This window comes from Marinomonas maritima, assembly GCF_024435075.2.
GTDB lineage: Bacteria > Pseudomonadota > Gammaproteobacteria > Pseudomonadales > Marinomonadaceae > Marinomonas > Marinomonas maritima.
The window spans coordinates 67,791-88,595 of sequence record NZ_JAMZEG020000003.1; the positions used below are offsets into that span (position 1 = coordinate 67,791).

Here is a 20,805-nt window from a genome sequence, read left to right on the forward strand (position 1 = left end):
TCCTAAAACGAACCAGTTATAGTTTTTCAGGTTTATGAAAGTGATAACCTTGGCCCCACTCCACACCAAGCAGCTGAAGTTTTTGCACAATCTCTTGGTTCTCTACAAATTCGGCTACAACGGGTTTTTCAAGCATTTTGGCCAGTTTTACAATGGAATCAACCATGCCGTAATGGATGTCATTCACGTGCATATCCTTGATAAAAATACCGTCGATTTTGATTAGGTCAAATGGCAAATCCATTAAATAGGCAAACGATGAAAATCCAGTACCAAAATCATCCAACGCAATACTGCAACCACTTTCATGCAGCACCCCCATAAACTTACGGGCATCAGAGAAGTTATTGAGTGCTTCTGTTTCAGTAATTTCAAAACAAAACTTACCACCATCAAGCTGATAATGCGCCAAACGATCCACAATAAATTCAGCAAAACCCGCTTGTCGAACCGATAACGCAGACACATTAATCGCCACTTGGTCGACGCGTTCCCATAAGCCTTCACGTTCCGCTAGTTGCTTCATGGTATGATTAATAACCCAACGGTCAACCTTAGAAATAATGCCAAATCGTTCTGCAGCTCGAATAAAGTCGTTGGGGTAAATCAGCCCTCCTGACTCTTCATCTTTTAGTCTGACTAAAATTTCTATCTTTTTTCTCGGCTCATCACTGTTCAATGAACAAACTTGCTGAAAATGCACTTCAAACAAATCCTTTTCAAGACCATCAATAATACGTAGCCCCCAATTTAGGTTGCCACGATGCTCATCATAGGAAAGGTCTTTTGCATTCTTTATAATTCGAGAATGTATTCCTGATTTTTTACTTGCGTAACACACTTCATCGGCCAACATCACAACTTGCTCAAACGACACCATATCAAGTGTTATTGGTATTGCTACTTGCGTCACACTCATTCGAAATTGACGTTCATCCCAAACGAAAGAAAAATTCTTAATCCCTTTTTGAAGTAAACGAAATAAAGACTCAACAGACTCGTCTCCCCCCTTACTCACCACTATGGCAAATTTGTCGCCACTTAACCGCGCGCAAAAATCACGTTGAGGGTCAATAAACTCACTTATTAAGGCCGCCAGCTGATGCAACAACTCATCGCCTGCAATGCAGCCGCATGAATCATTTATCAAGCGAAATTCATTCACATCAATCAAAACAAAAAAAGGAGTGTGTTTAGATGTTTCTGATTGAACATCTGAAATAATATGAGAAATGTGTTCGTCGAGTGCATCTCGGTTGTAAAGCTGCGTAACGAAATCATGTTGGGCAAGATATTTCAGCCTATCTTGCATATAGCGCCTTTCGCTTACCTCTTTACGAAGATTTCGATTCACTAGATTTAGGTCAGAAGTACGTTCTCTTACTTTTTCTTCCAATGAAACCGTAAGCTCTCTTAACTCATTAACTAATTGAAATTTTTCTAATTGATGCTGAACTCTAGAGCGCACCTCTTCAATACGAATAGGCTTACTGATGTAATCGTTCCCACCGACGTCAAAGCCACGACTAATATCGTCCGCTAATGCCGTCACAAAAATGACTGGAACATCTTTGTATCTCGGATGAGAGCGAATACGGCGACAGGTTTCAAAACCGTCTATCCCGCCCATCATGACATCCAATAAAATCAAACATGGCTGCGTTCTTTCTAATAACTCTAGGGCGCGTTCACCTGAGTTAGCAACAGCAATCTGACAATCTAATGCAGCAATTACATCCTGTAAAACCCGTAAATTTTCTGGTACATCGTCGACAATTAACACTGTTGGAGATTGCTTCATACCTAGCCATGCCTTCCATATGGGTTCAAAACTACCCGAATAGAGTAATGAAAACACTGTAATCGAACAATTAATATGCAATATAGACAAATATAACTCTGTTTCTTATAGAATATCTATACTAGTTATGTATCTAAAAAGTAACCCAACAACGAACACTTGGCACCAAATTCAGGCCAAGTTTAAAATTCAATACGCTAACAGCGATCACTTTTTTGTTAAAACTGATCGCAGCGGCCAAACCTAGTGCTGAGTTCATCGATAAAACTGGAGTTAGTTTCATTCCAAAAAAACAGAATCAATGATCTGTTGCCTTTTTTATTAATACCCTCACGCATTTATGATATCAAAAGACATTAGCGCTACTCATCAAAACGAAAACGAGGCTACAATAGCCAAATGAGAATCACACTTAGACAATTACAAATATTTGAAGCCGTTGTTCATACTGGATCCGTTACAGCCGCGGCTGAAATGGTATCCATAAGCCAACCAGCAGCAAGCCAAGCATTAAGAGAACTAGAGGCCTTACTAGGTCGCCCTCTTTTTCGCAGACATGGCAAACGCTTACAAATAACCCCACAAGCCAGACATCTTCTCCCGCAAGCTCGCGCGGTTCTTAGTCAAATAGAACAAATAGAAAGCATGGGCAATGAAGATGAACTCAGTGGCTCTTTGCATTTGGCAGCAAGTGTGAGTGTTGGAAACTATTTACTCCCTAAGCAAATGTCTTTATTTAAGCGTGAACATCCCAATATTCGCTTTAATTTAGAAATTGGGAATACGCAAAGTGTCATTCAACAATTACTGACTGGGAAAGCCGAGGTTGGTTTTATTGAAGGCTACTGCCAGCACGCAGAATTAATGACGCAGGTATGGTTAAAAGACGAGCTTGTGGTATTTGGCTCTGCCGAAGAGGCGCGTTCTGAAGATTTATCTTGGGAGGATTTAAAACAAGCCAACTGGGTTATGCGTGAATCAGGCTCTGGCACTCGTAATATTCTAGAACAAGCCACAGCAGCTCAAATACCTCAACTCAATGTGGTGCTTTCTCTTGCCCATATGGAGGCAGTAAAACAGGCCGTCATTCATCAAATGGGGCTCGGGTGTTTATCTCGTATGGCCATTTCCCAAGAGTTAAACTCGGGGCTAATTCGCCTTTATCATACGCCATTGGAACTTAACCGAAATCTACTGATTGTTACACCCAAAAATACAGCGTTAACACAAAACGCCCAACGCTTTATCGACCTATGTCGCGCCGTTCCAATCTTAGCGAATAGTTAAATCATGAGCTTCGCGGTTGTAGTTTGCACCAAGGAAAATACAATCAATTCATATAATAGACCAATCATGTGAATCACATAAAAAAGTATGAATATTAATAAAATAGATCTTAATCTTCTTATTTACCTTGATGTGTTATTAAGAGAATGCAATGTCACTCGTTCTGCGAGTAAACTCAACATCACTCAGCCAGCCATGAGCAATGGCTTAAAAAGATTGCGCGATTTACTCAGCGATCCTCTACTTGTTCGAACCAGCGAAGGCATGAAACCGACTGAAAAAGCTCTTCGCCTTCAGCCAATTGTTCGTAAAGTTTTACTTGAGTTAGAAGAAGCGCTGCAACCAGAGGCAGACTTCAACGAAGGTACCAGTACACGTGTGTTTAGAATCATGGCCAGTGATTACGCAACCTCAACCGTTATTCCTCGATTACTGAATCGTCTGCGTGAACACGCCCCTGGCATTACGCTGGATATCATGACTCCAAGCGATGTGACTTTTCACGATGTTGAAGCTGGCAGGATCGATATGGCCATCAACCGCTTTGAAGAGTTGCCACAATCGTTTCATCAGAAAAGTGTGTGGTTCGATACCTTTGTCTGCATGATGAGTTCAAAAAATCCGATAAAAGACCATTTCGATATTGATGCGTACCTACAGGCCCAGCACATTTGGGTCAGTAAAACAGGTTTCGGTGTCGGTGTCGGCATGGACCCTACCGATGTACAAAAACTCGGTTGGGTGGATGAAGCACTGCAAGCGCTTGACCGCAAACGCAGCATCCGAGTGTTCACGAGAAGTTATCACACCGCAATGCATCTGGCGCTGGAGCAGGACCTTATCGCCACCTTGCCTAAAAAGGTCGCAATGATCAATAAGAAGAATCCAGATTTGGTTATTCTCGATCCTCCGTTCACTATACCAAAAATAGAATTGAAAATGATTTGGAGTCCTTTACTGCATCACGACGCAAGTCACATTTGGTTTAGACGGCAAGTCATTGATGTAGCCAATGAGCTAAAAGCACAAACTAAACAATAAAAAGTAGGATTATGTTTACCGTCTCTCATGTCCATCATATTGCCATTATTTGCTCTGATTATAACGTCTCAAAACGCTTCTACAATGAAATTCTTGGGTTCAAGATCCTTAAAGAGACCTATCGAGAAGCACGCCAGTCTTATAAATTAGATCTTGCTATCAACGAGCACCAACAGATAGAACTGTTCTCTTTTCCATCACCACCAGCAAGGCCTTCCCACCCAGAAGCACAAGGACTAAGACACTTGGCGTTTGCGATACAGGACCTAGAATCATGCATCCAACACTTAAATAAGCATGGCATTGTCACAGAGTGCATTAGGCTGGATGATTTAACGGGGAAACGCTTTACCTTTTTTGCAGACCCAGATGGCTTACCTCTTGAGCTTTACGAAGGGTAAAAGAAAAAGTACGAAACACTATAATGAAGACAATAAAAAAGCGTCCATTACTTTTCATAATGAACGCTTTTATCAACTATTTATGGCAACGTTTACTTACCGTAAAAGTGAGCCTTATAGAGATTTAGAATTTTCAGCAAGATAAGATGCAACACCTTCAGGTGAAGTATTCATACCTTTGTCACCTTTATTCCAACCTGCTGGGCAAACTTGGCCATTTTCTTCGAAGAACTGAAGCGCGTCTACAACACGAACCAACTCATCCATGTTACGGCCAATAGGCTCGTCGTTTACGACTTGTGAACGAACGATACCTTTTTGATCGATAACGAAAGAAGCACGCATCGCAACACCCGCTGGGTAGTAAGAATCGCCACCCTCAGATTCGATGCCATACGCTTTAGCAATAGCATGATCCATGTCGGCCGCTAGCGTGTATTCAACCGCGCCGATACCACCTTGCTCTACTGGGGTGTTACGCCAAGCGTTGTGAGTAAAATGAGAATCAATAGAAACACCAATAACTTCTACGCCCATTTCACGGAATTTATCCATGCGATGGGACATAGCAATAATTTCAGACGGGCATACAAAAGTGAAATCCAATGGATAGAAAAACACGATAGCGTATTTGCCTTTGATCGTTTCAGACAAGCTGAAAGAATCTACAATTTGGCCATCAGCCAATACCGCTGGAACTGTAAAATCAGGTGCTTTTTTACCAACTAAAATAGACATCTTTAAAATCTCCTTTATTGCTTAATAATTTAACAGACTAATGTTTCATCGAATAATGTCGCCCTTAAACAGACAACGTATTAGCTTACTCTTCAGTTGTACCAACAGCAGCGTTAATCAAGGTTTGCAATTCACCGTTACCTGCCATTTCAACAATAATGTCACAGCCACCAACTAACTCACCTTTGATCCAAAGCTGTGGAAACGTTGGCCAGTTAGCGAATTTTGGAAGCTCTGCGCGAATATCTGGATTGTCTAAAATATTCACAAAAGCAAAACGCTCACCACAAGCCATAAGCGCTTGAACCGCCTGAGAGGAAAAACCACACTGAGGTGCACGAGGGTTACCTTTCATATATAGCAGGATATCATTGCTATTAATTTGCTCTTTAATTGTTTCGATTGTATTACTCATATTAAAAACCTCGTTCTTGGACTGCGTCTAACATGACGACAAACACATTGTTAATGCCACCACAAAATGAACAACCACTAAATTCATTTAAAGTTGCATCAGTTTATTGGGTCTGGTGGTGCATTTACAACCCCAAGAAGACGCTTTCCTTTGCTCTTTCTATCGTTAATTGCCCTTTACTCACTTACCTGAGTGTATTAAATTGGTCGATTCCCTTTTCAAAAGACAATTAAGGAGCTCTAGCGTGTCGCCAAGACATTTTCTTACTCTGAAAGATCTAACTTCTGATGAGTTAAAACAGTTACTACTACGAGCTTCTGAGCTTAAGAAAATTCATCATGAAGGCACTTTGTTCCAACCGCTAAAAAATCGTGTACTGGCGATGATTTTTGAAAAATCGTCCACTCGTACCCGCGTTTCTTTCGAAGCGGGTATGGCGCAATTGGGTGGTCACGCACTTTTCCTTTCGTCCCGAGACACCCAGCTTGGACGCGGTGAACCGGTAGAAGACAGTGCTCGGGTCATCTCCAGCATGGTGGATGCCGTGATGATCAGAACCTTTGATCATGAAACCATTGAAACCTTTGCTAAATACTCATCGGTTCCAGTTATCAATGCCCTTACGGACGACTACCATCCGTGCCAATTACTTGCAGATATGCAAACTTATCAAGAACACCGTGGTTCTATCGAAGGAAAAAAGGTTGTTTGGGTTGGTGATGGCAATAACATGTGCAACTCTTACATTAACGCCGCCGCACTCCTAGATTTTCAACTTGTCGTGGCCTGCCCTGTGGGATACGAACCAAATGCAGAGCTAGTTGAAGAGCATAAAGATCGCGTCACCGTCGTTCATAGCACTCATGAAGCAGCAAAAGGCGCCGACCTTATTGTTACTGACGTGTTTGCTTCCATGGGTCAAGAAGACGAGCAAGAACAACGTCTAAAAGATTTTGATGGCTTCCAAGTAAATTCAGCGCTCATGGCAAAAGCCAACTCTGACGCTTTATTCATGCATTGCCTACCTGCTCATCGCGGCGAAGAAGTGTCTGCAGACGTCATCGATCGCCCTGATTCAGTCGTATGGGATGAAGCTGAAAATCGCCTGCACGCACAAAAAGCATTACTTGAGTTTTTATTGTGTCGCTAACACAATAAAAAAGCTCGCTTGGGCGCAATCATCCAGCGAGCTTTTTTATATCCAACACATTGAAAAAAAACGCATCAACTGTGAATCACTATGAGCATTATTGAAGTTAGGCACTTAAAAACACTGACCGCGTTAAGAGAAACAGGCAGCTTAGTCGAAGCCGCTGAACGAGTACACTTAACGCAGTCTGCTTTATCTCACCAGCTCAAAGATCTAGAAGAGAAGCTAGGCTGTCCATTATTCATTCGAAAAACCAAACCTGTCCGCTTTACCAGTGCTGGACTGCGTTTATTACAACTTGCCGATGATGTTCTGCTCTCATTTCGATCTGCCCAACGAGATATTCAGCGCTTTGCAGAAGGAGAAAGCGGTCGTTTACACATCGCCATCGAGTGCCATAGTTGTTATGAATGGCTCATGCCAACGATTGATCACTTTCGTGAACACTGGCCTGATGTCGAATTAGACCTTTCTACGGCGTTTGGTTTTATGCCTCTGCCTGCACTCGCTCGTGGCGATTTAGATTTAGTGGTAACATCCGATCCTCAAGATATTCCCAATATTGAATACATTCCTTTATTCCAATATGAATCGCAAGTCGCTCTGTCTCGACATCATCCACTGGCAAAAAAAGAGTTTCTAAGTCCGGAGGATTTCCAGAAAGAAACACTCATCACTTATCCTGTTGAAACAGAGCGACTGGATATTTTTAAACATTTTCTAAACCCTGCTGGTATTTCACCTGCCAAAATTCGTCACAGCGAACTAACGCTCATGATGATGCAATTGGTTGCCAGCGGCCGAGGCCTATGCTGTCTGCCTAATTGGGCATTAACAGAATACACAAATCGGCAATATGTGATGACAAAATCACTTGGTGAAGAAGGTGTTTGGTGTAAGCTGTATTTGGCAATAAGAAAAGACCAGCGTGAAAACGCCTACATGGAAGACCTTATATCTACGGCATCTAAAACGTGCTTTAAAAACCTAAAAGGTATTCTAGCTCCAGAACTTTAGGGGCTTATATCAGCATTAGGACAAGGTGTTCTGATGCTGATTACGCGACCAAATCAAACTGAATTTAGCGCCACCAGACTCACTCGCATCGATCAATACCGCACCGCCATGCCAAAAAGCAATACGCTGAACAATTGCGAGCCCTAACCCATACCCTCCTGAAGCGCGCGTCCGGCTGTTATCCAATCGCTGGAAAGGTATAAAAACTTTATCCCTGTCTTCAAAAGCAATACCAGGACCATCATCTTCAATATCTAATTGCCAACGCTCTGAATCATGAGAGAAAGTAATAGTTATCTTGCTAGCAGCGTATTTGGCTGCATTCAAAATAAGATTCTGTAATGCTCTGCTCAAATGATGTTCATCAGCCAAAACTATGTCTGCCTCATTAATATCCACGTCGACACTAAGATGCTGAAGTAACAGATGATTATGTCTCAAAATATCATCAACCAACTGAGAAATAGAAAGCTCTTTGAAGTTAAGTTCTAATGAGCCACCCTCTAGCTTCCCGTAAGTAAGCACTTCATCTACTAACGTATTCAGCTCTTCGACATCACCTTCCAACGCTTCGATAGATTTAGCAACATCATCATCCACTTCGTCTTTCATCACCTCCAATCCGAACCGTAAACGGGCAATAGGTGTTCTTAACTCATGGGAAATGGCATTTATCATTTCACGCTGCACTTTCAATAAGCGTTGAATATGTGATGACATAGAATCAAATGAATAAGCCAATTCTTTTAGTGTGCCATTACTATCCGGAATACCTTTTGGCAAACCACTTCTACCGCGAGCAATTTGACGAGTAATACTTTCAAATGTCTTTCGTTTAAAATCCAAAGAGACTAATTCACGCCAGATGAGAATAAGCATGACTAACATTCCTACAAAAACAATAATAACCACAGTAAAGGTTAAGGAAACATTTTCTTCATGAACAATGGACAAGTAAACAGCGCCGTCTGCCTCCTCATCTTCCCATAAAAAACCATACTCCCCATAAGCACCATGAACCAAGGCAACACCCGTTAACACACTGGGAGATTTAGAAGAAATATACTCAACAGAAAGACACGGCATATTTTCAATTAAAGACTTCTTATCCTGATAACTCACCTGATCTGATAAAAGAAAACGCTGCAACAAGGATTCAAATTTAAAAAATTTGTCATGTTGATACGCTCGGCCCATTAATACAGACTGACCAGAATGTTCAAACGTTAATTGATAGCTATTATCGGGGAATTTAAGCCATTTTTTTTGACTTATTAGCGAGGAAATCATTGAAATAGAAAGAGGCTCAGTTAGCTGTAAAGTCCAATTAAACTGAGACTCTGGTAACTGCTGGCTAATACCAGAAAGCAGGAGAACAGAGCTTATTTCTGCGTCTACACAAAGTAATTGCTCTACTCTTGAAGCACTGAAGCGAGCTTGAGTAAATGCCATAATAACGTAACAGAACAAGACAATAACGACACCCCCAAACACCAGGTGCCGATATAAACGCCACATTTCAGCTCGCATTACGTTCCTATACTTCTTTTACAAACAAGTAACCCTTACTACGAATGGTTTTTATACGACGAGGATGAATTGGGTCATCGCCTATTTTTGAGCGAATTCGAGAGATTCTAACATCAACCGAACGATCTTGACCGTCGTACTCAATACCACGTAACTCGCCAAAAATTTCTTCGCGGCTTAGGATACGACCAGCACTACTGGCCAACAACCACAATAAATCAAATTCAGCACTGGTAAGTTCGACTTCTTCTTCGAGCAACCAAGCTTCACGACGAGAGTTATCAATTGTCAGAGGGCCAAAAGTCAAGTTCTGCTCTTCTTTAGAGGATTCAGCAGATAAGTCAACATCTTGCGTACTGCGACGTAACAACGACTGCACTCTTGCTAACAACACTCTTGGTTTTGCAGGCTTAGAAACATAATCATCCGCCCCAATTTCTAAGCCTAAAATTTGGTCGACATCATCACTGCGAGCCGTCAACATTAAAATAGGTCCTTTGTAGTCATGACGGACACTACGACATACTGTAAAGCCGTCCGCGCCAGGCAACATCAAGTCCAAGATAACAAGAGAAGGTTGCTCTTCAATAATACGAGAAATAGCCTTGCGGCCATCCGCTTCAACATCAACGTTGAAACCATTCTTTTGTAAGTATTCTTGAGTCAATAAAGCTAAACGCTCATCATCCTCAACAATTAAAATAGTTTGGTTGTCATCTAAACTCATGGGCAATCCTCGTCCAACTACTATCGTTTTAGAATTAATCTACTAGCAGATCTTGAATTTTTCTAACTCTCTCGCGATTTACGCCAAAATCGGAATGGCCCACACGTGAGCCCGAACGAAAATGCACTACGCTATCCGCTTCGGGAAGATAGAATTCAACATCATCAATATAACCCACCAAGTGACTCGTCACCTCAAAATGGACATAGCCTAAGGTACTACTCACAATCCGAGAATTTCCCTTATTCAACATATAGGATTCGATAGATAACTGCGTGTCTTTACGACCGCCCGTGTAAATAATAGGCTCAGCATAATGAACTGTATCTTCTGGCGCTGCCTGCGTCGACACACAATTAGGAGACGAGGAACAAGGCTTCAACAGACCATCCGTTACACCAAGCCCTTCAGGCAATTTATTACTTACATTGACGTAAATAAAAAAACCTACAACCAAGATCACAATTAATGCAATTATCCAGCGAACCATACTTCTACGACTCCAAACCAATTTATCTTAACGAAACGACCTTTTACCTGGTTTTTTAGGCTTAAATTCTTGTTTATCGCTACTCTGCCAATCAAAGCCCTTATTTGCGCCGCCGCGACGTGCACCACCAGCAGTCGCTTTGTTTTTATGGCGTTTTAACTCAAGTTTCTGCTGCTGTGTCTTAGGTTTCAATTCCGACACTTTAAGATCAACCATGGCACACAATGAATTAACTTCAGCGTCTTCCATTTCGACCCAACGACCTACCTTTGCTTTTGACGGTAAGAAAATAGGACCAAAACGAACACGCTTCAAACGATTAACCTTAACGCCTTGAGACTCCCAAAGACGACGGACTTCGCGGTTACGACCTTCCATTAAGCATACATAAAACCAGCGGTTAATACCTTCACCACCACCATCGACAATATCAGTAAACTTGGCAATGCCATCGTCCATGATCACGCCTTTTTTCAGCGCGGCAATGTTTTCTTCTGTTACTTCACCCATAACACGGACAAGATACTCTCGATCTATCTCCGTCGATGGGTGCATCAATCTATTTGCTAGTTCACCATCCGTCGTAAAGAGCAACAAACCAGAGGTATTAATATCCAAACGACCTACCGCGATCCAACGCTCTCCGCGCAGCTTAGGCAGTTTATCAAAAACAGTCGGTCGACCTTCTGGGTCTTTACGAGTACAAACCTCACCTTCGGGTTTGTTATAAATGATAATACGGCGATTTTCACCTGCTTCTGTCGCTTCAATGACATATCCGTCTATCGAAATTGTATCTGTCAGGCTTACACGGTCGCCTAATGTAGCAACCTCTCCATTCACTAATACACGACCTTCACGGATACGGGTTTCCATTTCACGGCGTGAACCCTGACCTGCTCTTGCTAATACTTTTTGTAACTTTTCGTCCATTACGAACCTCTTAGAGGGAATGCTTCTCAGCAACCCAGTTTTAATAATATTAATTGACTATTTAGCCCATTATAAGCCACACACCATGGGCCTTGACAGCTGAATATTAAACAATTTACTGAAACGGCGCAGGATCCCCTGCACCAATACGAACCACTTCAATGCTGTCAGCATCCATTTTAACGACCGTTGTCGGCTGTAGTCCACAAAAGCCGCCATCTATAACTAAATCTAGCGCATGTTCGAGCGTATCGCGAATGTCGTATGGATCAGTCATCGGGTCGGTTTCTCCAGGTAAAATAAGAGAAACACTCATGATCGGCTCGCCCAACTCTTCTAACAACGCAGAAACGATTTGATTATTAGGGATTCGAATACCAATCGCCTTTCTTTTTGGATGCAATAACCGTCTAGGTACTTCTGATGTGGCACTGAAAATGAAGGTGTAAGGACCTGGAGTATTATTTTTCAGTAAGCGATATAGGCGATTGTCAAATCGCGCATAGGTTGATATTTCAGATAAATCGCGACACACCAACGTAAAGTTATGTTTATCATCTAAGCGACGAATTGCTCGAATTCGATCCTGTGCTGATTTATCACCAAGATGACAACCCAGTGAATACCCACAGTCTGTTGGATAAGCGATAACACCACCATTACGAATGACTTCTGCCGCTTGTTTAATCAAACGTGCCTGCGGGTTTTCTGGGTGTATCTGAAAAAATTGACTCAACCTACTCTCCACTAAAAATGTCAATATATAAACAAAACCTAGCACCTAAGAAGCTAGGCCATAATAGTTTTGCTATGCCCAAGCCTGCCAAACTAAATCCACTTCACTTTCATGTATTTGGGTGAATTTACCCACCTGCATCCAAGGCCCAAACGGCCCATGATAGTCACTTCCAACTGAGGCTTTTAATCCAAACTCTCTCGATAAGCGCTCCAGTAAGCGAACACTATCTGGACGCTCATTACCCGAAACAATTTCGATCCCAGTCCCACCCCATTTTTTAAAATCGCCCAATAAGCGTTTTAATTTGGTCACGGTAAGAGGGTAGCGTTTAGGATGTGCTAAAACCAACTCCATATTTTGACCCGAAAGTGCGGTTAATACCGTTTCAAGATCAGGCCATACATCCCGTAATTGCCCTAACCGTTTATTCCCTAAATAACGATCAAACGCTTTATTTGCGTCTTTCACAAACCCTTTCTCAACCAATAAACTCGCGAAGTGTGGTCGCCCTAGCTGGCTTTCACCAGCCAATGCCGTCGCTTCATCAAACAAATCAGGTAACCCTTGTTTTATCAACAAATCGGCAATCCGTCGCGCTCGATCTAAACGTATTGCCTGATTTTCTTCGACAATCGACAGCAAAGCGGGATTACCCTGAGCAAAGTTCAATGCCACCATATGCAGAGGAACACCATTCCACTGAGTTGATAGCTCAACGCCATTGATGAAACTTAAACCATGTTCGGACGCTCTTTGGCCTGCTTCAGCAATCCCATCCAATGTGTCGTGATCCGTTAGAGCGAATAGGGAAACTTTTTGCTCGACGGCAAGGTCAACTAGTTGAGTCGGCGAAAACTTACCATCCGAACACGTAGAATGGGTGTGTAAATCGACTTTTCGGTAACTCGCAGCTTCAGGCATAGATTGACTGTTCTTTAAAAGGAATGATGGTTATTATAAGACCAGCATACATACATTCTAGTATACATACACTGGGTTTTTTATATGAAAATACTATTCGACTTTCTTCCTATCGTTATCTTTTTTGCTGTTTATAAGATGACAGGAGACATCATTCTCGCAACGGCCGTTTTGATTCCAGCAACACTTATTCAAGTTGGTTTCACTTGGTTTAAAAATAAAACCGTAGAAAAAATGCACATTATTTCGTTGGTGCTAGTAGTGCTATTGGGTGGCGCAACGGTATTAATGGGAAATGGAGATTTCATCAAATGGAAACCGACAATCGTAAACGGCCTTTTTGCTATTGTCTTTTTTGGTAGCCAGTTTATTGGCGATAAAAACATCATCCAACGCATGATGGGCGATAAACTTGAGCTGCCTTTTAAAGTATGGCGTACTCTGAATCTTGCGTGGGTCTGTTTCTTTATTGTGTCTGGCGCGACTAACTTATATGTCGCCTTCTCTTACAGTGAAGATATATGGGTAGATTTTAAATTATTTGGTTTACTGGGTATGACCGTTGTATTTATTTTATTACAAGGCATTTACCTGTCATCACATTTACAAAATAAGGAATGAAGATGCTTTACTCTATTGTTGGAGAAGACGTTGCAAATAGCCTGAGCGCACGCCAAGAAGCGCGCCCTGCTCACCTAACTCGACTAGAAGCATTACAAAACGAAGGTCGTTTGATTCTAGCGGGGCCAAACCCTGCTATTGATTCAGATAGTCCAGGAGATGCAGGCTTCTCTGGCAGTGTTGTGATCGCAAAATTCACCAGCCTCGAAGAAGCAAAAGCGTGGGCTGATGCAGACCCTTATGTGGACGCTGGCGTTTATAAGAACGTAACGGTAAAACCTTTTAAGCAAGTTTTCCCTAACACCTAAAATACAATCCCCCCTGCTAAGCGAAGGGAACAAAGCAGCTCTTAGCCCCTCCCCCTACTAAGGGGAGGTTGGGAGGGGGTTATTTTTTAACATCTGAATGCCCTAAATCTCGATCAGGATCAACCACATCCCTCATTCTTTGTTTTAATACTTTCGCTTCTGGAAAGCCTTCTTCGGCTTTACGGCACCAGATTTCCTGACCATTCACTCGTACTTTAAAAATACCGCCTTGTGTCGGCAACAACGTGACACTTTTAATATCGTCATCAAATGTCGTTAGCAACTCTTGAGCCAACCACGCGGCGCGCAACATCCAACGACATAAAGTACAATACTCAATTTCTACGGCTACAGTTCGCATTCATTTTCTCTCCGGTAAATACACAAAACGTCTTGGCATGTTATGACACACCCAATAGTATTGGGCATACATTAAATAAGGAAGTAGCACTATGCGTAAATCTCTTATCACCAGCCTTGCTTTACTGGCTTTTTGCTCACAACTAGAAGCCACCGAAGTCGATATTTTAACCAGCCAAGGCACCATCCGAGTAGACCTAAAAGACGAAGCGGCTCCAAAAACGGTCGAGAACTTCTTACGTTATGCTGATGAAGGTTTTTACGATGAGACCATCTTTCACCGTGTGATTCGCGGTTTCATGGTGCAAGGAGGTGGTTTTACCAAAGACCTAGAACGCAAGACAACGCATCAAGCGGTTGCCTATGAAGGTAAAAACGGATTAGCCAATAATCGAGGAACACTAGCGATGGCCCGCACACAAGATCCAAACAGCGCCACGTCGCAGTTTTTCATTAACCAAGTCGATAACGCCTTTTTAAATGATGGTTCACGCGGCGCGGCGGGTTATACCGTATTCGGTGAAGTCATTACAGGGTTGGATATTGTCGATGCAATTTCTGCGGTACCAACATCAAACGTTGGACCATATCAAAATGTACCAACGATTCCTGTCATCATCAAGAGCATTGTCCGTGTTAACTAGCTACCAATTAGAAAAACCGTCATTAAGCTGGGGAGATGATGGCGCGCCGCACTCCAACCAGTTTGATGATGTCTATTTTGATAAAGAATCCGGTTTGGAAGAAACTCGCTATGTTTTCCTGCACAACAACCACTTAGCTGAGCGCTGGAAGTCTCTTGAAAAAAACGCATTTGTTATCGCTGAAACAGGTTTTGGCACTGGCTTAAACTTCCTCTGTGCTTGGCAAGATTTTTTAGCGGAAGCGCCTAGTGACAAGCAACTGCATTTTATTTCTGTAGAAAAGTATCCACTGACAAAAAGCATGTTAATAGATGCTTTGAAGATGTGGCCTTCTCTCAGTCATTTTAGTCAGCAACTTATTGAGACTTATCCAGAAATCTGTCATGGCATGCATCGCGTTGAACTTGAACAAGGAAAAATTCAGCTGACACTTTGGTTTGGTGAAGCCGAAGAAGGCTTCGCCGCGTTAAACGCCGACGTAGATGCGTGGTTTTTAGATGGCTTTGCGCCGAGCAAAAACCCAGAGATGTGGACCGATAACCTATTCCAGCACATCTATCGACTTAGTCACCAAGGCACCACTTGCGCGACTTTTACTGCGGCGGGCATTGTTCGCCGAGGCTTACAAAATGTCGGCTTTGATGTTAAGAAAGTAAAAGGCTTCGGTCAAAAAAGAGAAATGGTCGTTGCGAAACTTAAACAACCAACAGCCGCATTATCAGAGCGCATGTCACAAGGCCAATCTTGGTTTAACCTACGCCAAGAAAAACAAACAGAAGTCACTCATGTATTAGTCGTCGGTGCAGGATTAGCTGGGGCAAATACGGCGTATGCACTTGCAAGCCAAGGCATAAACGTCACCGTATGGGAACAAGGTGACCACATTGCTTGCGGTGCATCAGGCAACCCACAAGGCATGCTCTACCCTAAATTAGCGTCACAAGACACGCCTGTTAATCGCTTTTATCTATCCGCTTACTTACACGCTACTCGTCTCTATTCGATATTGGATAAACAGAAAGCATTTTGGGATCAGTGCGGTTTAATACAAATTCCAAAAAATGAGAAAGAGAGCGAACGTTTCGAAAAGCTTATCAATGAAAAACGCTACCCAGAGGCCATTTTGCGCGCCGCTGAGGATAACGACAGAGAAGGAAGTTTGTTATTACCGCTTTCTGGTTGGGTGGTACTGACTCAGCTTTGCGAATCGCTACTCTCTCACAAAAACATTCAGGTTAGCTTAAACACGCGCCTTGAAAGCCTTTCTCAAATTCATTCTGCTTCCCAACCCATTAGTTGGGAAGCAATCTCCAGTAATCAACAAGCATGTTTCTCTCATGTCGTTTTATGCACAGCAAATGATACCAAAGCGCTCGACGTCGCGCCAAATACACCTGCGCACCCTATTCGAGGACAGGTCTCGTTTATTGACATAGAAAAAGCCCAGGCCGCTTGTAAGGCCGTAGGGGAATCTGACTATAAAATAGACATTAACAAAGTCTTATGTGAATTTGGGTATGTTTCACCGTCTATAAATGGCTTGCTGCATTTTGGGTCAACCTATGACTTGAAAGATCATGATGACCAAGTAAGAAATGAAGACCATAAACGAAATCTGGCAATTTTAGAAAGGCTGCTGTTATTGCCGAAAGGGACGTTTGACAGTAAAGAATGCGGTGGGAGAGTATCGTACCGATGTGCGGTTCCTGACTACACCCCCATAGTAGGACCAGTTCAATCAGACAAAGTGTGTCAACAAGCCTATGCAGCTCTCAGTAAAAACGCAAAATGGCGGTCAGACAACGTGATAGAACCAATCAACCAGCTCTACATGAACATTGGCCATGGATCGAGAGGATTGATATCGACACCGTTAAGTGGCAGTTATATTGCCAGCTTAATCCTCGGTACACCTTCGCCTTTAGAGCAAGACATTAGCCATAAGTTGCACCCAAGTCGTTTTATTATCCGAGACTTAAAACGCAGCCAAAATAACTAGCCGCATTAAGCCTACATTGAGTCATTTTGATAGACTCAATGTAAAGCCGTTTTATAAACCAAAACTGTATTACAATTCAAACAATTCACACGCACTTGGAATAAGATTAGCGAAGCGATTCAATGTTTGAGGGCGATACACGTATTGATTAAGCTCTGGCAACATGGCTCGTAGTTTGTCGCTTAACTGCATCAAACTTGGATTCATAGGCTCGTAAGGGTACACGTGATCCTGCAAGCTCAGTTTATGCAGTTCATCAAGCTCGTCTTGTAATATACCTTTCATCGCAAAGAAACGATCTTTCTGATTAATATCATTGGTTTCCCAATAAACATCAGAAAGCAACTCATTTAATTCATAAAAGATATGTAATGCATCAGCAACATTTTTTTCAGACATATTATCTCCATCTTTTTGAGCAATCTTCACATTGCCCCTTGTAATGTTTAACCCTAACCCTATAACCTACATTCTAAACGTGAACGTATATAGGTGAATACCCCTTGAGTAAAACAATGCATCATGCAGTGACTTCTGACAATCTATGGCAATCCTTGCAAGCAGAAGCTGAAAAGCTTGCACAAGACGAACCTATTTTAGCCAGTTACTTTAACACTACTATATTACGCCATGATTCATTGTGTTCTGCGTTAAGCTTTTTGCTTGCCAGCAAACTAGACAGCATATCAATTCCAGCGATGGTATTACGAGAAGTATTCGAAGAAGCCATGGCCGATACACACTCTGGCATTGTCAGATGCATCGAGCAAGATATTTTAGCCATAAAAGAAAGGGATGCTGCCTGCGACACCCTAACAACGCCTCTTTTGTTTTTTAAAGGCTTTCACGCATTACAAACCTATCGTGTAGCTAACTGGCTTTGGAAAAACAATCGAAAAAGTCTAGCGCTTTACCTGCAAGGACAAATGTCTATGGTGTTCAGTGTGGATATTCATCCAGCGGCAACGATTGGTTGTGGTGTCATGCTCGATCATGCGACAGGGCTTGTCGTGGGTGAAACCTGCGTCATAGAAGACAATGTCTCAATTTTGCAGTCAGTCACTCTTGGCGGCACAGGTAAAGAACACGGTGATCGCCATCCTAAGATTCGTTCTGGGGTATTAATTGGCGCTGGAGCCAAAATCTTAGGCAATATTGAAGTCGGCGAAGGGGCAAAAATCGGCGCGGGAAGTGTGGTACTAGAAGCGGTTGAGCATCACACGACTGTCGCTGGGGTTCCTGCAAAAGTCGTAGGACGTAACACAGAAGAAGAGCCCGCACGTATCATGGATCACAACATAAACCATTGCCTTCGTGATTGCTCCGAATAAACAGAGCTCCGAGCTCTCTATTCACAACAAGATACCCATTCACAAAAAGATCTCCATTAAGAAAGTAACCACGGCCTCACATGAGGTCGTAGTTGCTTAATGCATCTTTCGGAATCATTTTAATAGTTTCACTCTCCGTATCAAATAACAATACGGCCTCCCCTTTCTTTAACACCTGCAATGCCTGATCGCGTTTTTGCGCTGCGGATAAATCGTAATCACCGTAATCTGTACCATCGCGCGACACAATATCACCCAAAATGGTATCTAGCGCCTCTGGAGACAGTGAATCGTAAGGAATTAATGTATCCAATTAAATTGCTCCGTGTTGACTAAGTAAGGCAATAACACCTGCTTCATCAATAACTGGCACATCCAAAGATTGCGCCCTAGTGAGTTTAGAGCCGGCTTTTTCACCCGCCACTAAACAGTCTGTTTTTGCCGATACAGAACTGCTCACCTTGGCACCCAGTGACTGTAATTTGTCTTTTACTTGATCACGGCTAAACTGACTTAAAGATCCGGTTACCACATACGTTTTACCTGATAGCGGCAGTTCATCAGACGAGGCTTGTGATTTCTTTTCCCAAACAACGCCAGCGCCGAGCAAACCGTGGATTGTTTTCCGATTCATTTCTTGATCGAAAAACAACTTAACGTGTTGAGCCACAATCGGCCCAACGTCTTCGACCTCTACTAAAGTCTCTTGATCCGCTACCATCAGATCATCAAGTTCAGTAAAATAGTTCGTTAGCGCTCGAGCCGTTGCCTCACCAACTTCTCGAATACCTAGGGCATAAATGAAGCGATTAAATTGAGTGATTTTTGCATTTTCAATTGAGGCAAGCAGCTTCTCTACCGACTTTTGCCCCATGCGCTCCATCGCTAAAAGCGACTCTTTCTTTTCATATAGAGTAAAAATATCGACTGGGGTTTTGACAAACTCTTGATCCACCAGCTGCTCGATCAACTTATCGCCAAGGCCATCGATGTCCATCGCTTTACGAGAGACAAAATGCTTTAACGATTCCTTTAGCTGGGCGCCACAAACCAAACCGCCAGTACAACGAATGATCGCTTCACCTTCAACTTGTTCTAAATCTGAACCACAAACAGGACAAGCATCTGGAAACACTACCTCAGTAGTGTTGTCAGGGCGTTTATCGACAAGCACTTGCACGACTTTAGGAATCACATCACCTGCACGATGAATCACCACATAATCGTTCACTCGAACGCCTAAACGAGCAATCTCATCTTTGTTGTGCAAGGTAGCATTAGACACAGTCACGCCGCCCACAAAAACAGGCTCTAGTCGCGCTACCGGCGTAATCGCTCCGGTACGACCCACTTGGAAATCAATCCCTACCACTCGAGTCATTTCTTCTTGAGCAGGAAATTTTCTGGCTATCGCCCAACGCGGCGCTCGAGCAATAAAGCCTAATTGATTCTGCAACGAAATTTGATCAACTTTGTATACGATGCCATCAATGTCATAAGATAAATCGGTACGTTTTTCATTGAGCATTTCATAATACTCAATACAGCCCGTTGCCCCTTCCACTCTTTTCATTAAATCATTAGTACGAAAACCCCATTCACTCAGTTGCATCAAGCCGTCGTAATGACTTTCTGGTTGATTCCAATCTTCCACATAGCCTATCGAGTAGGCACACATCACCAAGGGGCGAGTCGCTGTAATTTTTGGATCGAGCTGACGTAAGCTGCCTGCCGCCGCATTACGAGGGTTGACGAACGCTTTATCGCCTTGCTTTATTGCTAACGCATTAAGCTTTTCAAACCCTTCTTTCGGCATATAAATTTCACCACGAACTTCTAACACCGCAGGCGGTGTACCTGTACGAAGTTTTAATGGCACCGAATAAAGAGTTTTAATATTTGAAGTAATGTCTTCACCCGACAATCCATCGCCACGAGTAACGCCTCGCACTAAACGCCCCTCTTCATAGCGCAGACTAATCGCCAAGCCATCCAGCTTAGGCTCGCAACAATAAACAAGGTTATCTGCATTAAGTAATTTACGAACTCGCTGGTCAAAATCTGCTAACGAATTATTATCAAAGGCATTGTCCAAAGACAGCATCGGAACCGTATGGGCCACATTAAGAAAACCACTGTCTGGCTTTTCACCTACGCGCTGTGTCGGAGAATCATGTTGAATCCACTCAGGATGCTCAGTTTCTATTTCTTGAAGCTGACGGTAGTCACGGTCATACACGGCATCAGGAACAATTGGCGTGTCTTTTACATGATAGGCATAACTGTACTCATTAAGTTGCTGAATCAGGTCCAGCATTTGCTGATGCGTCATGTTTGTCTCTTGGTTCATAG

The 20,805-nt window shown here is 42.7% G+C and carries 23 protein-coding genes; 10 read left to right on the forward strand and 13 right to left on the reverse strand.

Going from position 1 to position 20,805, the window contains the following annotated elements; all coding sequences use genetic code 11:
* Positions 1–16: 16 nt before the first annotated feature.
* Complete coding sequence (locus M3I01_RS12375; RefSeq protein ID WP_255896196.1) at positions 17–1,801, reverse strand: putative bifunctional diguanylate cyclase/phosphodiesterase; 1,785 nt, start codon at positions 1,799–1,801, stop codon at positions 17–19.
* Positions 1,802–2,200: 399 nt separating this feature from the next.
* Here M3I01_RS12375 and M3I01_RS12380 point away from each other — a divergent pair, with 399 nt between their 5' ends.
* From M3I01_RS12380 to gloA2, 3 genes are all read left to right on the forward strand, one after another.
* Positions 2,201–3,088: a LysR substrate-binding domain-containing protein gene (locus M3I01_RS12380; protein WP_255896197.1), complete on the forward strand. Its 888-nt coding sequence runs from the start codon at positions 2,201–2,203 to the stop codon at positions 3,086–3,088.
* An 87-nt stretch (positions 3,089–3,175) separates the two neighbouring features.
* Positions 3,176–4,129 (forward strand): LysR family transcriptional regulator, encoded by a 954-nt coding sequence (locus M3I01_RS12385; RefSeq protein WP_255896198.1) that lies wholly within the window; start codon positions 3,176–3,178, stop codon positions 4,127–4,129.
* A gap of 11 nt (positions 4,130–4,140) precedes the next feature.
* A complete protein-coding gene (gloA2, locus tag M3I01_RS12390; RefSeq protein WP_255896199.1) occupies positions 4,141–4,530 on the forward strand; it encodes an SMU1112c/YaeR family gloxylase I-like metalloprotein in 390 nt (129 codons plus the stop codon).
* 114 nt (positions 4,531–4,644) lie between these two features.
* Here the strand turns inward: gloA2 and M3I01_RS12395 are convergent, their stop codons facing one another.
* Positions 4,645–5,268, reverse strand: a complete 624-nt coding sequence (locus M3I01_RS12395) for a peroxiredoxin (protein WP_255896200.1) — start codon at positions 5,266–5,268, stop codon at positions 4,645–4,647.
* An 85-nt stretch (positions 5,269–5,353) separates the two neighbouring features.
* A complete protein-coding gene (gene grxD, locus M3I01_RS12400; protein ID WP_112140468.1) occupies positions 5,354–5,683 on the reverse strand; it encodes a Grx4 family monothiol glutaredoxin in 330 nt (109 codons plus the stop codon).
* A 244-nt stretch (positions 5,684–5,927) separates the two neighbouring features.
* On the opposite strand from grxD, the gene argF reads away from it, so the two are divergent.
* Together argF and M3I01_RS12410 are read left to right on the forward strand one after the other, a co-directional pair.
* Positions 5,928–6,833 carry an ornithine carbamoyltransferase gene (argF, locus tag M3I01_RS12405; protein ID WP_255896201.1) on the forward strand — a complete coding sequence of 302 codons (906 nt, stop codon included), beginning with the start codon at positions 5,928–5,930 and terminating at the stop codon, positions 6,831–6,833.
* 90 nt (positions 6,834–6,923) lie between these two features.
* Positions 6,924–7,850, forward strand: coding sequence for a LysR family transcriptional regulator (locus M3I01_RS12410; protein WP_275565104.1), 927 nt, complete (start codon positions 6,924–6,926; stop codon positions 7,848–7,850).
* Positions 7,851–7,865: 15 nt separating this feature from the next.
* On the opposite strand, the gene M3I01_RS12415 is transcribed toward M3I01_RS12410, so the two are convergent.
* The 6 genes from M3I01_RS12415 to M3I01_RS12440 all read right to left on the reverse strand — a co-directional run bounded on the left by M3I01_RS12415 (position 7,866) and on the right by M3I01_RS12440 (position 13,190).
* A complete protein-coding gene (locus M3I01_RS12415; RefSeq protein WP_255896202.1) occupies positions 7,866–9,380 on the reverse strand; it encodes an ATP-binding protein in 1,515 nt (504 codons plus the stop codon).
* A gap of 7 nt (positions 9,381–9,387) precedes the next feature.
* Positions 9,388–10,107, reverse strand: coding sequence for a response regulator (locus tag M3I01_RS12420; RefSeq protein WP_255896203.1), 720 nt, complete (start codon positions 10,105–10,107; stop codon positions 9,388–9,390).
* 34 nt (positions 10,108–10,141) lie between these two features.
* Entirely contained in the window at positions 10,142–10,597 is a 456-nt protein-coding gene (locus M3I01_RS12425) for a DUF1499 domain-containing protein (protein WP_255896204.1), read from the reverse strand.
* Positions 10,598–10,624: 27 nt separating this feature from the next.
* On the reverse strand, positions 10,625–11,530 hold the full coding sequence (gene rluB / locus M3I01_RS12430) for a 23S rRNA pseudouridine(2605) synthase RluB (RefSeq protein WP_255896205.1): 906 nt from the start codon (positions 11,528–11,530) through the stop codon (positions 10,625–10,627).
* Between the two features lie 115 nt (positions 11,531–11,645).
* On the reverse strand, positions 11,646–12,266 hold the full coding sequence (locus M3I01_RS12435) for an L-threonylcarbamoyladenylate synthase (RefSeq protein ID WP_112140477.1): 621 nt from the start codon (positions 12,264–12,266) through the stop codon (positions 11,646–11,648).
* Between the two features lie 72 nt (positions 12,267–12,338).
* Positions 12,339–13,190 carry a PHP domain-containing protein gene (locus tag M3I01_RS12440; protein ID WP_255896206.1) on the reverse strand — a complete coding sequence of 284 codons (852 nt, stop codon included), beginning with the start codon at positions 13,188–13,190 and terminating at the stop codon, positions 12,339–12,341.
* A gap of 84 nt (positions 13,191–13,274) precedes the next feature.
* Here M3I01_RS12440 and M3I01_RS12445 point away from each other — a divergent pair, with 84 nt between their 5' ends.
* On the forward strand, positions 13,275–13,811 hold the full coding sequence (locus M3I01_RS12445; RefSeq protein WP_255896207.1) for a septation protein A: 537 nt from the start codon (positions 13,275–13,277) through the stop codon (positions 13,809–13,811).
* 2 nt (positions 13,812–13,813) lie between these two features.
* Positions 13,814–14,119, forward strand: a complete 306-nt coding sequence (locus tag M3I01_RS12450) for a YciI family protein (RefSeq protein ID WP_255896208.1) — start codon at positions 13,814–13,816, stop codon at positions 14,117–14,119.
* Positions 14,120–14,198: 79 nt separating this feature from the next.
* Here M3I01_RS12450 and M3I01_RS12455 read toward each other — a convergent pair whose 3' ends face one another.
* Positions 14,199–14,480 carry a SelT/SelW/SelH family protein gene (locus M3I01_RS12455; RefSeq protein WP_255896209.1) on the reverse strand — a complete coding sequence of 94 codons (282 nt, stop codon included), beginning with the start codon at positions 14,478–14,480 and terminating at the stop codon, positions 14,199–14,201.
* 91 nt (positions 14,481–14,571) lie between these two features.
* Here M3I01_RS12455 and M3I01_RS12460 point away from each other — a divergent pair, with 91 nt between their 5' ends.
* Positions 14,572–15,123, forward strand: coding sequence for a peptidylprolyl isomerase (locus tag M3I01_RS12460; RefSeq protein ID WP_255896210.1), 552 nt, complete (start codon positions 14,572–14,574; stop codon positions 15,121–15,123).
* Positions 15,113–17,122, forward strand: coding sequence for a bifunctional tRNA (5-methylaminomethyl-2-thiouridine)(34)-methyltransferase MnmD/FAD-dependent 5-carboxymethylaminomethyl-2-thiouridine(34) oxidoreductase MnmC (gene mnmC, locus M3I01_RS12465; RefSeq protein WP_255896211.1), 2,010 nt, complete (start codon positions 15,113–15,115; stop codon positions 17,120–17,122). The genes M3I01_RS12460 and mnmC overlap by 11 nt, the downstream gene beginning before the upstream one ends.
* 69 nt (positions 17,123–17,191) lie before the next feature.
* Here the strand turns inward: mnmC and M3I01_RS12470 are convergent, their stop codons facing one another.
* Positions 17,192–17,521 (reverse strand): hypothetical protein, encoded by a 330-nt coding sequence (locus tag M3I01_RS12470; RefSeq protein WP_176334623.1) that lies wholly within the window; start codon positions 17,519–17,521, stop codon positions 17,192–17,194.
* 116 nt (positions 17,522–17,637) lie between these two features.
* Here M3I01_RS12470 and cysE point away from each other — a divergent pair, with 116 nt between their 5' ends.
* Entirely contained in the window at positions 17,638–18,453 is an 816-nt protein-coding gene (gene cysE, locus M3I01_RS12475) for a serine O-acetyltransferase (protein ID WP_255896746.1), read from the forward strand.
* A gap of 76 nt (positions 18,454–18,529) precedes the next feature.
* Here cysE and M3I01_RS12480 read toward each other — a convergent pair whose 3' ends face one another.
* Both M3I01_RS12480 and ligA read right to left on the reverse strand, forming a co-directional pair.
* Positions 18,530–18,766: a YheU family protein gene (locus M3I01_RS12480; RefSeq protein WP_112140494.1), complete on the reverse strand. Its 237-nt coding sequence runs from the start codon at positions 18,764–18,766 to the stop codon at positions 18,530–18,532.
* Positions 18,767–20,803, reverse strand: coding sequence for an NAD-dependent DNA ligase LigA (gene ligA / locus M3I01_RS12485; protein WP_275565105.1), 2,037 nt, complete (start codon positions 20,801–20,803; stop codon positions 18,767–18,769). It lies immediately after the preceding gene.
* Positions 20,804–20,805: the final 2 nt, after the last annotated feature.